The 14,101-nt window shown below is 62.4% G+C and carries 9 protein-coding genes; 7 read left to right on the forward strand and 2 right to left on the reverse strand.

From position 1 onward, the window contains the following. The first annotated feature begins 77 nt into the window (after positions 1-77). Genes Q1U94_RS09315 through Q1U94_RS09330 form a run of 4 tightly spaced genes read left to right on the forward strand, consistent with a single transcriptional unit; the run spans position 78 to position 6,160 of the window. Positions 78-1,607, forward strand: a complete 1,530-nt coding sequence (locus Q1U94_RS09315) for a tryptophan halogenase family protein (RefSeq protein ID WP_300543716.1) — start codon at positions 78-80, stop codon at positions 1,605-1,607. 22 nt (positions 1,608-1,629) lie between these two features. After that, on the forward strand, positions 1,630-3,063 hold the full coding sequence (locus Q1U94_RS09320; protein ID WP_300543719.1) for a tryptophan 7-halogenase: 1,434 nt from the start codon (positions 1,630-1,632) through the stop codon (positions 3,061-3,063). Beyond that, complete coding sequence (locus Q1U94_RS09325; RefSeq protein ID WP_300543722.1) at positions 3,056-4,570, forward strand: tryptophan halogenase family protein; 1,515 nt, start codon at positions 3,056-3,058, stop codon at positions 4,568-4,570. Before Q1U94_RS09320 ends, Q1U94_RS09325 begins: the two co-directional genes overlap by 8 nt. A gap of 27 nt (positions 4,571-4,597) precedes the next feature. Continuing rightward, the gene (locus Q1U94_RS09330) at positions 4,598-6,160 is read left to right on the forward strand and encodes a tryptophan halogenase family protein (protein ID WP_300543724.1); all 1,563 of its coding nucleotides are present in this window, start codon (positions 4,598-4,600) and stop codon (positions 6,158-6,160) included. A gap of 285 nt (positions 6,161-6,445) precedes the next feature. On the opposite strand, the gene Q1U94_RS09335 is transcribed toward Q1U94_RS09330, so the two are convergent. Both Q1U94_RS09335 and Q1U94_RS09340 read right to left on the reverse strand, forming a co-directional pair. Further along, entirely contained in the window at positions 6,446-7,513 is a 1,068-nt protein-coding gene (locus Q1U94_RS09335) for a LacI family DNA-binding transcriptional regulator (RefSeq protein ID WP_366917278.1), read from the reverse strand. Between the two features lie 139 nt (positions 7,514-7,652). Further along, positions 7,653-8,543, reverse strand: coding sequence for a glycoside hydrolase family 16 protein (locus Q1U94_RS09340; protein WP_300543728.1), 891 nt, complete (start codon positions 8,541-8,543; stop codon positions 7,653-7,655). 496 nt (positions 8,544-9,039) lie between these two features. Between Q1U94_RS09340 and Q1U94_RS09345 the strand changes: the two genes are divergently transcribed. From Q1U94_RS09345 to Q1U94_RS09355, 3 genes are all read left to right on the forward strand, one after another. After that, positions 9,040-9,618: an RNA polymerase sigma factor gene (locus tag Q1U94_RS09345; protein ID WP_300543730.1), complete on the forward strand. Its 579-nt coding sequence runs from the start codon at positions 9,040-9,042 to the stop codon at positions 9,616-9,618. Then, on the forward strand, positions 9,605-10,666 hold the full coding sequence (locus Q1U94_RS09350; protein ID WP_300543733.1) for a FecR domain-containing protein: 1,062 nt from the start codon (positions 9,605-9,607) through the stop codon (positions 10,664-10,666). The genes Q1U94_RS09345 and Q1U94_RS09350 overlap by 14 nt, the downstream gene beginning before the upstream one ends. A gap of 114 nt (positions 10,667-10,780) precedes the next feature. Then, positions 10,781-14,011 carry a TonB-dependent receptor gene (locus Q1U94_RS09355; protein ID WP_300543735.1) on the forward strand — a complete coding sequence of 1,077 codons (3,231 nt, stop codon included), beginning with the start codon at positions 10,781-10,783 and terminating at the stop codon, positions 14,009-14,011. The last annotated feature ends 90 nt before the right edge of the window (positions 14,012-14,101 follow it).

The raw sequence follows: 14,101 nt of genomic DNA on the forward strand, positions 1-14,101 counted from the left end.
TACGGCTACCAAAACACCTTGTGGCTTGGCAATAGCCTTGTCAATCTGGGCTCTGAAGGAAACAGGTCTGAGGGACGATGACCGCGGGCATTACACGCATTTGCATCCTTGGAGGAGGCACGGCAGGCTGGATGACCGCGGCGGCACTCTCGCGCAAATTCAAGAACTTGGGTCTTGATTTAACGCTCATCGAATCTGATCAGATCGGGACTGTCGGCGTGGGTGAGGCAACCCTGCCACACATAAGATTTTTCAATCAGGCTCTCGGCATTGACGAACCGGCCTTCATGAAAGCGACCGAGGCGACCTTCAAGCTCGGGATCGAGTTTTGCGACTGGGGAAAGCTGGGCGACCGCTACATACACCCCTTCGGCGATTATGGCCTGCCCATCGACGGGCTCGACTTCCACCAGTTCTGGCTGAAGCTGAGACAGGCAGAGGGCGCCGATCGGCTCGATGCGTATTCCTATCCCGTCCTCGCGGCCGAGCGGGGGCGGTTCAAAGTCCCCGACGGCAACATTGACCAAATCGGGTCGAATTTCGGTTACGCCTATCAATTTGATGCCGGTCTTTATGCTGGCTTCCTGCGTACCTATAGCGAGGAACGCGGTGTCAAGCGCCAGGAAGGCAAGGTCGCGGATGCCGAACTTGACCCGAATAGCGGCCACATCGCGGCTGTCAGGCTTGAGGACGGGTCCCGGGTCGAAGCCGATCTGTTTGTGGATTGCTCCGGCTTCCGCGGCCTCCTGATCGAGCAGGCACTCGAGACGGGCTATGATGACTGGAGCGAGTGGCTGCCTTGCAACCGGGCGGTGGCTGTTCCGTGCGAAGCCAATGGCGAACTAGTGCCCTATACCCGCGCAACCGCCAGGAAGGCGGGTTGGCAGTGGCGGATTCCCCTGCAGCACCGCACCGGCAATGGTCACGTCTATTGGAGTGAATTCATCTCTGACGATGAAGCCGCCCACCAGCTGACCAGCACGCTCGAGGGCCCGGCGCTGGCGGAACCCAAAAAGCTGTTCTTCAAGACCGGTCGACGCAGGAAGTTCTGGAATCGCAACGTGGTCTGTATTGGCTTGTCGGCCGGCTTCCTCGAGCCGCTGGAGTCCACCTCCATTCACCTGATCCAGGAGGGCATAACAACGCTTGTCGAGCTGTTCCCGAAGGACCGCATCGACCCACTGGATGCCGAGGAATACAACGAGCGCATGGGTCTGAATTTTGAGCGGGTGCGCGATTTCCTGCTGCTGCACTACGTGGCCACCCAGCGCGATGACAGTGCCATGTGGCGCCACTTCCGCGAATTGACCGTCCCCGACAGCCTGCAGGAAAAAATCGATGCCTGGCTAACACGCGGCTATGTGCTGAAGTATGAGTTTGGCGTTTTCCTTCCACCCAGCTGGATTGCGGTGATGCTTGGTCAGAACCTGACCCCGGCCCATCACGATCCTCGTGTGGGGCGCTATTCCATCGAGGACATACGCGACCGGCTGGAACGCATCCGGCAGGAAACCGCCAGAGCTGTGGATGTCACCCCAACCCAGGCGGCATTTCTGCAGCGTTATGGCGCAGCATCGGGCACTTCGCTGCGCGCGGCTCAACCCTGATGCAGGACGGCAGAGTGCACCCATGAGTCTCAATCGGAAGACCATTGTCGTTTGCGGCGGCGGGCTGGACGGTAATTTCGTAGCATTGAGCCTGGCGAAGACACTGGGTGCCGATTTCAGGATCGTTCAGATTGCGGGGTCGGAGAGGCGCGCCGACAACGTCTTCTATGGCAGCGCCACGTCGCCGGAGGGCTATAATTTCCTGCACGCCCTGGGGCTGGATGAGCGCACGCTTCTGCTAAAGAGCCAGACCGCTTTCTCTTACGGGAGCTTTTTCAGGCGCTGGGCGTCACCGCAGCCGTGGATACTGTGTCACCACGCGCCGTTTCCGATACTGGCCGGCATTCCGCTGCGCCATTTTCTGACGCGTTCCGGAGCGCCGTTGGAGCCATTGCTGATTTCCGCACGGGCCGCCGCGCTTGGCCGCTTCGCCCATCCTCCGGACGACCCGCGCAACCCCTTGTCGCGCGCGGAGTATGGCTATCAGTTCTCACCGGACGAATGGATCGAGCTCCTGGATAGCCTCGTGGCCAACAGCCGGGTTGAGCGTGTTCGCGCTGACATAACCGGTATTGACCACCAGGGCGACACGGTGAGCGCGGTGCAGGTCGCGGGCCGCGAACGTGTGTCCGGCGATATCTTCGTGGACGCCAGCGGACCGGCCCGGCACTGTATTGGCGCGCTCGCTTCAAACTATCGGGCCACCCGCAACGTTGCGGCCTGCGCTGAGCGGCAAGATGTCCCGCAGCTTGGTCCACCCTGCCGCGTGATCGAAGCAGGCCCGTCAGGCTGGACCTCAACCACTCACCTGCAAGACAGCATATTGAAAATCCGCATTGATGCGGCTGATGACAACGATCTGCCGGCCACGGCGATTCAGATGGCGCTTGGACAACTGGACGAAGCCTGGATCGGGAACTGCATTGCAGTGGGACATGCGGCGTGGGCCATAGAGCCTTTAACGCCAGCACCGATGATGCTTCTTCAAAGAGATATTGTCCGGCTGCAGGAGCTTGTACCGGGCAGCGATGACATGACCACGGAGCGCCGCGAATTCAATCGTCGCTTCAAGGATGATCTGGCACACGCCAATTCATTTCACGACGCGCTCTATATTCCTGAGACGCGCCCTGAGGCGGTGCCCCGGCGGCCTTTGTCGCCAGGCACGGGATCTGAAGCACTGTCGCGCAAGATTGCCCAGTTCAAGAACCGTGGAATCCTGGTTAGCTACGATCTGGAGCCCTTCAATGAGGAGGACTGGACGCAAAACCATCTCGGCATGGGACGATTGCCCCGCCAACACGATCGCCAACTGGACGCTATTCCGGTTCAGCAGGCAGAGCATGATCTCGCCCGGTTGCAGAATGTGATTGATCAGATGGTCTCTAGGATGCCTCCGCATCATGTCTACCTGGCTCGTTTCAAGGCCTACCTTGAGAAGAAGAGCCATGTCTGAAGGCCGGTCACGTCCCATCAAGCAGATCGTCATCGTCGGCGGCGGCTCCGCTGGCTGGATGACGGCAGCCGCCCTGTCCCGCATGCTGCCCGCTCACGCGGTGCGCATCACGCTGGTTGAGTCCGAGCAGATCGGCACCGTCGGCGTTGGCGAGGCGACCATACCGGATGTCATAAATTTCAACGCCATGCTGGGCATTCCGGAGGCCGAGTTCCTCAGGGAGACCAACGGCACCTTCAAGCTGGGTATCCAGTTCGTGGACTGGAGCCGGATCGGCACGTCCTATTTCCACCCCTTTGGCCAGTTCGGGGTTGATATGAACGGGATCGATTTCCACCAGTACTGGCTGCGCCATCGATCAATCCAGACCGGCAGCACGATCGAAGATTACAGCCTGAGCGCGATGGCCGCCAAGAACGGCAAGTTTGCGCTTCCTGATCCCAATCCGCGATCGGTCATGTCCCATATCCGATATGCCTATCATTTCGACGCCACGTCCTATGCTGCCTATTTGCGGCGCTACGCCGAGAAGCGCGGCGTACATCGCAAGGAAGGAAAGGTCGTCCAGGTCCACCAGGACGGCGAGACCGGCTTTCTCACCGCGATCGACCTGGAGGACGGGACCGGACTTGAGGGGGATCTCTTCTTTGACTGTACCGGATTCAGGGGCCTGCTGATCGGTCAGACGCTGGATATCGACTTCAACGACTGGTCACACTGGCTGGTCTGTGACACCGCTCAGACAGTTGCCTGCGAGCACGCCGGCGCGCCACTGCCCTACACAATCTCAACCGCAAAATCGGCAGGATGGCAGTGGCGCATTCCCACCCGGAATCGGACCGGAAACGGACATATCTACTCGAGCCTGTGGATGGACGACGATACCGCCATTGACAGTCTGCTCGCGGATCTCGACGGCAAGCCGCTGGGTGATCCGCGCAAGATTCGCTTCCGGACCGGCCATCGCCAGAGATTCTGGGAAAAGAACTGCGTTGCGATCGGCCTGTCCGGCGGTTTCCTGGAACCGCTGGAATCAACCTCGCTTTATCTGATCCAGGAAGGGATCAGCAAATTCCTCGCCCTGTTCCCGAGCGCAGGCATGCCCGCAACAGTGCGCGACGAGTATAACCGCCAGCTAGTCAAGAAATTTGAGCAAGTTCGCGACTTCATCGTCCTGCACTATAAGGCGACCGAGCGCGATGACAGCGCGCTTTGGGATTATTGCCGCACGATGGAAATCCCGGATTCGCTCGAGGAGAGGATCCAGCTTTTCCGTGAGGCGGGACGCATCTTCCGTTATGAAGACGAACTCTTCTCCAAACCCAGCTGGATCGCGGTCATGCTGGGACAGAATGTCTGGCCGGAAACCGTCGACCCGATCGTGAGTACGGTGGAACCCTCGGATATCACGAGAAGCCTGCACTCCATGACATCAGCCATGAGCGGTGCGGTCGCCAAGATGGAGACGCACCAGGCTTTCCTGCAAAAATATGCGTGGGCTGGATAGCCTACCTGTAATGAAGTGGACCAGGGCATGAAAGATCTTGCCATTAAAGACATCGTTATCGTCGGGGGCGGAACCGCCGGCTGGATGGCCGCAGCCGGGCTATCCATCCTGCTGCGCGACCCGTCCGTGCGCATCCGTCTGATCGAATCTGACGAGATCGGCATTGTTGGCGTCGGCGAGGCTACGATCCCGCACATCCGGTATTTCAACAAGCTGGTGAAACTTGATGAACCGGACTTCCTGCGCAAGACCAACGCCACCTACAAGGTCGGCATCGAATTTATCAATTGGGGCCGGATCGGTGACCGTTATTTCCATTCATTCAGCCCGTACGGTGTGAATATGGACGGCTACCACTTCCACCATTTCTGGCTGCGCCACGCCATGGGCGACAATCCGACTCCGGCCAGCGACTACAACCTGCTGGCGCTCGCCTCGAAGGTAAACAGATTTGCCCCGCCCCAGCCCCAGCTGAAGGGCTCGCCGCTGGCAAATCTGGAATACGCTTTCCAATTCGATTCAAGCCTCTATGGCAAATACATGCGCGGCCTGTCTGAATCGCGCGGCGTGACGAGGATCGAAGGCAAGATAGTCGATGTTCAGCAACGCTCCGAGGATGGTTTTATCGAAAGCGTTCAGCTCGAATCCGGTGAGAAGATTTCGGGTGAGCTCTTTATCGACTGTTCCGGCTTCCGCGGCCTTCTGATCGAGCAGACGTTGAAATCCGGCTATATCGACTGGTCCCGCTATCTGCCGGTCGATCGCGCCGTGGCCCAGGGCTGCGAACAGCCGGGCACCATCCTTCCCTATACCCGCGCAACAGCGCACCAGTTCGGCTGGCAGTGGCGTATCCCGTTGCAGAACCGGCTGGGCAATGGCCATGTCTATTGCAGTGAGTTTATCAGCGACGATGAGGCCTATGCGACGCTTCAGGCCGGACTTGAAGGCGAGCCCATGTCCGAGCCGCGCTTCTTGCGCTTCAAGACTGGGGTCCGCGCCAAGCCCTGGAACAAGAATGTCGTTTCGCTGGGCCTCGCCTCCGGCTTCCTCGAGCCCCTGGAATCCACGTCCATTCACCTGGTTCAGTCCGCCATTGCACGGCTTATGACCAACTTCCCGGACAAGGTCTTCAATCAGGCCGACATTGATTACTACAACCGGCGTACCCTGCTGGAATTCGAGCAGGTGCGCGATTTCATCATCCTGCACTATTGCGCCACCCAGCGAGAAGACAGCGATTTCTGGAATTATGTGCGAACCATGGAGCTGCCCGAAACGCTCCAGCAGCGCATAGAGATCTACAAGGAAAACGGGCGGCTTTACCGACACGACAACGAATTGTTTGGTGAAGACAGCTGGTTTGCCGTGTTCGAGGGCCAGAATATCCGACCCAAGCGCTATCACCCGGGCGTCAACCACCTGTCAGACGAGATGCTTGAAAAGCGTATGGCTGAGGTGCGTCGTGCCATGAACAAATGTCTGGAGACATTTGAGGACCACGAGACATATCTGAAACGGATCTGCCAAGGTGTATCACGCCCTGCTGCAGCGCCGGCGCGGAACCCGCTCCCTGGCCGCAGCGCCTTCTAGATTTGCGCTTCGGTCGAGGCCGTATCCGCAGGCTTGGACGTGGTCGGCGCATGCGCCGGGCGAAACGGCATCGATCATGTTGGCGACGGCTTTGTGACAATCATCGGCGGCACTTGCAGATGTCCGGCCGGTGCTGTTCGCCGCCTCGGCCGTGAACACGCCTCTGCGTTACCGGACGGACTACCCGCCACCTCAGGCCCCGATCATTGCTCGGGCCGACACGCCATCAAGCACGCTTCGGCTCCCTCGGACATCCTTCGCCACTGCGATATCGATGAAAATGCTCTAGGTGCGACACGCCGCGGTCGACTTGCTGACGCGCATCTCAATGGGCAGGGTTTTTCTTTCCGTTGACTCTCGTGCATCCACGATCATGCGCACCGCCTCGGCCGCCATGGCCTGGGTGGGCTGGACCATGGTCGTCAGCGTGGGGTGTACCAGATCGGCGATAATCGACCCGTCAAAACCCACCACCGACAGCTCGTCGGGCACCCGGACCCCGTACGCCTGGGCACACGCCAATACGCCGGCTGCGCACTCATCATTGGACGCGAAGATTGCCGTGGGCGGGTCGTCCAGCGCCAATAGCTTTCGCGCGCCCTCGAAACCGGCCTCGGAGCTGAACCCGCCCCCGACGACGTAACCCTCAGGGAATGACAGCCCCGCCTCGTCGTGAGCTCGGCGGTATCCGGCCAGACGCTGTATGGTGGCGCGATGGCCCTCATCGCCGAGAATGTGTGCGATTTTCCGGTGGCCGAGCGTGATCAAATGTTCGACCAGCGCATGACCGGCCTGCTCGTCATCAATGCCGATTTCATGGCCCAGCGGCAGTGAATTCAGCGGGGAGATGCGGACATAGCGGATATCATTCTCGTTGAGAAAGCCGATGACGTCCGGATTGTCACAGACCGGAGGGGTCAGAATGACCCCGTCAAAATTCATTTGCAGCAGGAAATCGCGTGCCGAATTCAGCATGCTGTCGCCCTTAACGACTTCAACCATCAAATGGTATCCACGCTCACGGCAGGCGGCCAGCGCGCCAGCAAGAATATTGGCTGGATACTCACCTTCTGCCTGCTCGTAGAGCAGGCCGATCATGAGTGATTGCCTGGCCCTTAGACCGCGCGCGAAGGCATTGCGACGATAGCCGGTCTTGGCGATGGCTTGCTGGACTTTTTCAAGATTCTTGGGCTTGACCGTGGGGTCGTTGTTGATCACCCGCGAGACGGTTTTCATCGAAACCCCCGCCTCTCTCGCCACGTCGACAATTGTCGGCAGCCGGTCTGAATTCGAGGTCGCCATGGTGGGTAGGGAACAAGCTCCTATGCCTTGATCGGGGCATTTGAATTCCATCCCGCACCAAAGCGCAATGCTCTCTCGAGGGAGCTGTCAGACAAAAGCTGGCGAATCCCGAGATGAACTTCGATACCGCGCCTGCCGAGTCGTGAGAACCAAAGTCCCAAGCGCCGGCGCCCGCGAGCGGAGTTTCGGCCTAATTCGCTGACTGAGTGACTCGCACCCAGTCGACATGGATCGTCGCTCCGTTTTGCTCGATGTAGGCTGCGGTCTCGTCGGGCAGACCGTAATACGGCCCTTCAATTCCGTTGGTCTTGGCTGGGTAGGCCCCGCCAATGGCCAGGTTGACGATCAGGTATTTCGGCGTATCGAAGCGCCATTCACCGTAAATCTCTACCATAGGCCGGGTGACCCTGTAGATCAGGCGATCATCGACAAGGAATTCAATACTGTCCGCCGTCCATTCCACGGCGTAGACATGCCAGCCGGTCACGTCCTCGCCTTCAGGGAAGAAATATTTGTTCACGATGGGGGTCTCACCGGAATAACCCGGGCCGTGCAGGGCCACGCCTACCCAGTCAGGCTCACCGACATATTCCATGATGTCGATTTCACCGGTATCGGGCCATCGACCGTTGCCCAGCATCCAGAAAGCCGGCCAGATACCTTCAAGGTCCGGCATTCGGATACGCGCTTCGGCGCGGCCATAGGTGAAGTCGAAATTGCCACGGGTGTTGATACGGCCCGACACAAAATCGGCCACACGTCCGGAGGGGGTTTCGAAACCGTCAGGGTGGGCAAGAGCACGTAATTCCAGCACGCCGCCGTCAGCGCCCTCCACCGCCCCCTCGGGCAACAGCCGGACGGTTTGCGGGCTATCGATATAGGCCTGCAACTCGTTGTTCACCCACAGGCTGGGACCTCTGACATTCCAGGTGTCCCGATCAAGGCTATCGCCGTTGAATTCGTCGGCGAAGATCACGACCCGCTCCGGCTCGCCATGATCGTCGATCATCGCCAGTGCCGTCGCGCTTGGACCAGCCGATGCAGCGGCGACCAAGCCCGCCGCCCGCACAAGTTTCCGCATGGTGCACACCCGTCTTACTTCCCAACGATGCGCACACTTGCACACCGGATCCAAGCTGGCGAGGCCCGGCCATTCTGCGCTCCTACATTTTCCGGGCGGCGATTGAACCGGGTATTGAAGACCAAGCCCGAGCCATTGCCGTGACGAGGGCCGGAACCACCGGGCCGGGCCGCTGGGGACCGCGGCGGTTTCCGGGAAAATTGGGCGGGTTCGCGGAGTCTCCGCGCCGGCAAGCCCTACCCGGATTACGGAAAAGCCGGGGGCAATCCGGCAGTTGACGGATCGAGACAGCAACCCGGGGCCTGGCTGGCGGTCCGGGCAGACGAAGGCCGGCCGGTCTCACTTGAGAGATCGGGATCCGACTGGCTTGGGACCATTCAATACTGGACACGCGAACACCCGGATCGGGTACCTTGCGTATGCGTCGACACTCGGCGAGCATGCCGGTCTTTCGGGGCGGGGCGAAGACTGGCCGCTGGCGTAAGGAAGCGTGTGAATGGTCGCGGCCATTAGTGATGCCATAGATGTCGAGGAACTGTATCGCGTGCACGGGCGGCGCGTACGCTGGATCGTCTGGCGTATCGTGGGCAATCGCCAGGATGCCGACGATATCACGCAGTCGGCCTTCCAGCGCCTGATCGAGACCGGCGAGGACCTCCAGGCCGTGCGCAATGAAGGCGCCTTCGTGACGACGATCGCGACCAATCTCGCCCGCAACCACCTGCGATACTGCCAGACCACCCGCAAGCATTCCGCCGCCGTGGCGCACCATTATGGCGAAGTGATCGCCCCCCTTTCCTCGCCCGCGGACAGCGCAGCGGAGGACGCGGGAGATGCCGCGCGCCGGCAAGCGCTCGAAGCCGGCATTGCCGGCCTGCCGCCGAAATGCCGGATCGCTTTCGTGCTATGCAAGCTGAAAGGCCTGACCTATCAGCAGACAGCCGAGCGCATGGGCATATCCATCCATATGGTCAAAAAGCACGTTCAGCGCGGCATGGCGCATCTGGCCCGGCAGCTCAATGCGGAGCCGGGCGGAAACGGGGATACAATGAGGACGGCCCATGATGCCGGCTGATCGCGACATGAACATCTACGACACGGCGGCGATCTGGGCCGACCGTCTGATGGCCGAGACACCGCTTACAGCCGTCGAGCAGGCCGAACTGGACGCGTGGCTGGCCAGCGATGTACGTCACCAGGAGGCCCTCAATGCCTGCCTTGAGCTGGAGGGCATGCTGGATGCCGTCCGCAACAGCGACCGGGCCGAGGGGCTGATCGCTGCGGCCGAAGCCGAACTTGCGAACCTGTCCGGAGCCCCCGGCACCGCTCGGACACCCGTCCGCCCTGCCTGGGCAGTCCCGGCGCTGGTCGCGATGGCCGCTATGGTGGCCCTGGCGATCGCTCTACCCGTCTGGTCGACACTCACAGCCAGCCGAGAAGACGCCGGCGAACCCGTTATGGCGCAGGCTGACGAAACCTATGTCACCGCCCGGGGCGAACGGCGCGAGGTCGTTCTGGCCGACGGTTCGACGATCACCCTCAATACCGGGTCGCGGCTGACGACCGCCTTCTCCACTGACGAACGCCGGGTGATCCTGGGAGATGGCGAAGCGCTGTTCGACGTGGCACGCAACCCGTCCCGGCCCTTCGTGGTGGAGGCCGGCGGCCACGAGGTCCGGGCCGTCGGAACCTCATTCAACGTCTACACCCGGGCGGACGGGCAGACACTGGTAACCGTCGTGGAGGGACTGGTTCAGACGCGTCCGGACCGCGGACCGGCTTCGGCTGCGCTGCTGCGGGCCGGCGACCAGGTCGCGCTGGTGCCCGGCGAGCCGGCGCCCGCACCCAGCCGGGTGGACGTCGTCGCAGCTACAGCCTGGCAGCAGGGCCTGCTGATTTTCGCGGATCGGGCGCTGGGCGAGGTGGTCAGCGAGTTCCGTCGCTACAATGACATCGAGATCACGTTCACCGATCCGGAACTCGGCCGTCTGCGGATGAGCGGCTCCTTCGACCTGGAGGACAGCGAGGCTTTTCTGGCGGCCCTGGAGGCTACGGAATCCGTGCACCTGGAACGATCGGGCCGCAGTGTTGTGATCCGGCCGGCCGGAAACGGGGACGACTGAGGGAAGAGTGCAGCTTCCTGCGCCATTGCGACATTTCGGTGACAGATGAACCGGAGGCATTCTGGCAAGCTGTGACAGGAGGGGGATGTACGGTCCCCGTATCGAGGCTCGGGGATGTACCTCAACGACACGGCAGCAGTCGGGATGACGCGCATCCGGGCCGCCCTTCTCGGCGTCCTGCTGCCCGCGTTCGCGCCGGGCTTGTCCCAGACGGCCATGGCCCAGGAGATACCAAACGGGAGCCCGCCGGAAACCCGCGAAGAGGTCTTTTCCTTCGACATTCCCGTCGGACCGCTCGGCCCCGCGCTGTCCCGCTTTGCCGTCGTCACCGGGCATCAGCTTCTGGCGGAATCGCGCCTGGTCTCCGGCGTCGAAGCATCGGCGGTCACAGGATCGCACGCGGCGGAAGACGCCCTGCGCCTGCTGCTGGCGGGAACCGGGCTTACGTTCGAGACCGTCGACGCCCACACCTATGTCCTGGCCAGGCAGGCCGCTCTTTCCGGACCGGTTCACCGGGCGTCCGGCACACCAGATGCCATCCGCCTATCCCGCAGTCCTGCTTCGCCGGGCCGGCAGACTGACACGACGGGATCGGCCGGCCGTCTCGATCCGCAGGAGGTTATCCTGGTGACCGGTTCGCGTTTCCGGCGTCCGGGCCGGAATGCGGTCCTGCCCGTCCAGGTGATCGGCCGGGCCTCGCTGGAAGCCTCGGGTGCCGTCGAGATCGGCGAGATGATTGCCAGCCAGTCGCCGGCGACGCTGGAATTCTCAAGTGCCTCGACACATCTCAGCGCCCAGAATGCAGGCCTGACATCCATCGGCCTGCGCGGCCTGGGCACGACCCGCACCCTTGTCCTGATCGACGGGCGGCGGACGGTATCGAACAGCGGCAATGCCAGTCGCTTCGGGTCCGACACGATCCCCGCCGAATTCGTCGAACGCGTCGAGATCTCCACGGGCGGAGCATCGGCGGATTACGGATCCGATGCGATCGCCGGCGTGATGAACTTCGTGCTTGTCGACGCGCTGGAGGGCGGCCGTCTTCTGGCCCAGGCCGGTGTCACGCAGGACGGCGGCGGCCGGTATGAAGCCTTCAGTGCGACACAGGGCTGGCGCTTCTCGGGCGGCCGCGGGCGCCTCCTGGTCAATCTGACCCGCGACCGGACGCACCGTATCGGCGCCGGGGATCGCGACTGGGCACGCGCCGCCGTCGCCCTGACCGCAGACGGGGAACGCCTTGAGACCGACCTGTCGAGCTATCCGCCGGGCGGGCGTTTCATGGGCTATGATTTCTGGTTCGACGAGACCGGCCTGCAGACGGGCTTCGACACGGAGGTCGACGGCTACGATACCCGCGCCCTGGCCACGGTCTCGGTGCCGCGCGACCGGGACCTTCTGGCGCTCAAGGCGGATTACCACCTGGCCGACCGCCTGTCGGTGCATTTCACGGGCCTGTTCTCGCACAGCGACAGCCTGTCCTCACGCGAACCGCAGACGGCCTATTACCGTGAACGCTTCGGCCCCGGCAACGAGCGCATTGGCGGTATCCCGCTCGATCACCCCTTCCTGCCCCGAACCATCCGCGACGCCGCCATCGCCGAAGGTCATTCGACGATCAGCTGGCGTCGGCGCTTCTCCGAACTGGGCCCCGAATACCGGCAGATCGACCGCACCACACGGCGCATCTGGGCGGGCGTGTCCGGGGAAACGGCCAACTGGACATGGGATTTCACGGCCGGCCACGGCCGCTACGACCAGTCCCAGCTGCGCTCGGGCGAGATAAACTATGCGCATCTGCAGGCCGCCCTGGATATCGAGCCCGATCCCGCGACGGCCGGACAGTATCGCTGCCGCGATGCAGCGGCCCGTGCTGACGGATGCATGCCGGCGGACCTGTTCGGGGTCGGCTCCCTGTCCACCGGCGCAGCAGACTATATCCGCGCCACCGACCGGCTCGCCGTCGAGGTCGAGCAATGGACACTCGGTGCTTCTGCGGTCGGCGACCTGCCCTTGCCCGGCGGCAAACACCTGCCGCTGGCCTGGGGGCTGGAATACCGCATCGACCGGCAGCGTACCGAGGGCGACGATGCATCGCTGCGGCGCGAGACCGGCTATGTCGGTGTCCCCGATCTCGACGCCGCCTCGCACGCCGGCGAGGCTTTTGCGGAAACCCGCCTGCCCCTCATCGAGGACCGGCCGGGCATTCAGCGGCTCGACCTGTCAGCCGCGCTGCGCCTGGCGCACTACGATACCGGCAATGTCGGCCTGGTAAGCAGCTACCGGCTGGGCCTGTCGTGGACGGTCAGCAACCAGCTCGGCCTTCGCGGCCAGGTGTCCCGCGCCCAGCGCGCACCCAGCCTGATCGAACTCCACTCCGGGCCGCGGGGCGATTACGACACGGTGAGCGATCCCTGCCACGGCACGACCGCGACGATGACGGGCGACCTGGCGGAAAATTGCCGCGCCGAAGCCGGTATCGCCGAAACCATTGCCGATACCGGCATCTACGAACAGCGCATCACCAACATCTATGCGCCCAACTCCGGCAATCCGGATCTGCAGGAAGAACGCTCGGACGCGGTGACGCTGGGTGCCGTACTCGCGCCGTCGGCACTGGAAGGGTTCTCCGTATCGGTCGATCTCTATGACATACGCGTGTCCGGCGCGATCTCGACGTTGAGCAGCCAGGCCCTGCTGGAGGAGTGCTATGGTGCGCCGCTGGCCATCGGCGAGAACGCGTATTGCGACGACATCGTGCGGGCCGAGAACGGACAATTGAGCCGCATGTCCAACCGTCTGGCCAATCTCAACGAAATCCGCTCCGCCGGCTTCGACATCACGCTGGACCACCGCTGGCAGGCCGGCCCCGGCACGCCGCTGGCGGGCGAGTGGGACCTGCGCCTTCTTTATGCCCATACCGGCATTCTCGAACAGGAGTTCGAGCGGTCCGACGGTGCCGTGCGGCACACGGTATGGGACGGGGAGGTCGACGCCCCCGAACATCGCTGGACAGCCCGCCTCGGCTGGTCCCGGGCACGATGGCGCCTGCAGTGGCGGATGCGCTATATCGGTGCCGGCGTTGACAGTCATTCACGGGCCGAAGCGGCCAATGCCGCCGACATGCTCTTCCTGGAGATCGATCCCTGGATGCAGCACGACGTCTATGCCCACTACGCCTTCGGCGAGGACCGCCGTGTCCGGGTATTTGCGGGCATCAACAACGTGTTCCACGATTACGGCCCCTTCCTGCCGAGAGGCACGGAAAGCGGCGGCCGGCGCAATTTCAGCCCGGGATATGATGTCGAGGGACGCCGCTACTATGCGGGAATCCGGGCCCGCTGGTAAGCGGCGCACGGAGCCCGCGTACCGGCACGACATTTTCGAGACTTCGCGGGTACCCGAAACACCCTCTCGCGTGTCTCCCCTCTACCGACA

The sequence above is a fragment of the Maricaulis sp. genome, from assembly GCF_030149515.1.
In the GTDB taxonomy this organism is placed as follows: Bacteria; Pseudomonadota; Alphaproteobacteria; order Caulobacterales; family Maricaulaceae; genus Maricaulis.

Excerpts from the sequence above, each read along its gene's own strand:
- Q1U94_RS09315 (WP_300543716.1), top strand. The coding sequence starts at position 78 with ATGACCGCGGGCATTACACGCATTTGCATCCTTGGAGGAGGCACGGCA.
- Q1U94_RS09320 (WP_300543719.1), top strand. The coding sequence starts at position 1,630 with ATGAGTCTCAATCGGAAGACCATTGTCGTTTGCGGCGGCGGGCTGGAC.
- Q1U94_RS09325 (WP_300543722.1), top strand. The coding sequence starts at position 3,056 with ATGTCTGAAGGCCGGTCACGTCCCATCAAGCAGATCGTCATCGTCGGC.
- Q1U94_RS09330 (WP_300543724.1), top strand. The coding sequence starts at position 4,598 with ATGAAAGATCTTGCCATTAAAGACATCGTTATCGTCGGGGGCGGAACC.
- Q1U94_RS09335 (WP_366917278.1), bottom strand. The coding sequence starts at position 7,513 with ATGGAATTCAAATGCCCCGATCAAGGCATAGGAGCTTGTTCCCTACCC.
- Q1U94_RS09340 (WP_300543728.1), bottom strand. The coding sequence starts at position 8,543 with ATGCGGAAACTTGTGCGGGCGGCGGGCTTGGTCGCCGCTGCATCGGCT.
- Q1U94_RS09345 (WP_300543730.1), top strand. The coding sequence starts at position 9,040 with ATGGTCGCGGCCATTAGTGATGCCATAGATGTCGAGGAACTGTATCGC.
- Q1U94_RS09350 (WP_300543733.1), top strand. The coding sequence starts at position 9,605 with ATGATGCCGGCTGATCGCGACATGAACATCTACGACACGGCGGCGATC.
- Q1U94_RS09355 (WP_300543735.1), top strand. The coding sequence starts at position 10,781 with ATGTACCTCAACGACACGGCAGCAGTCGGGATGACGCGCATCCGGGCC.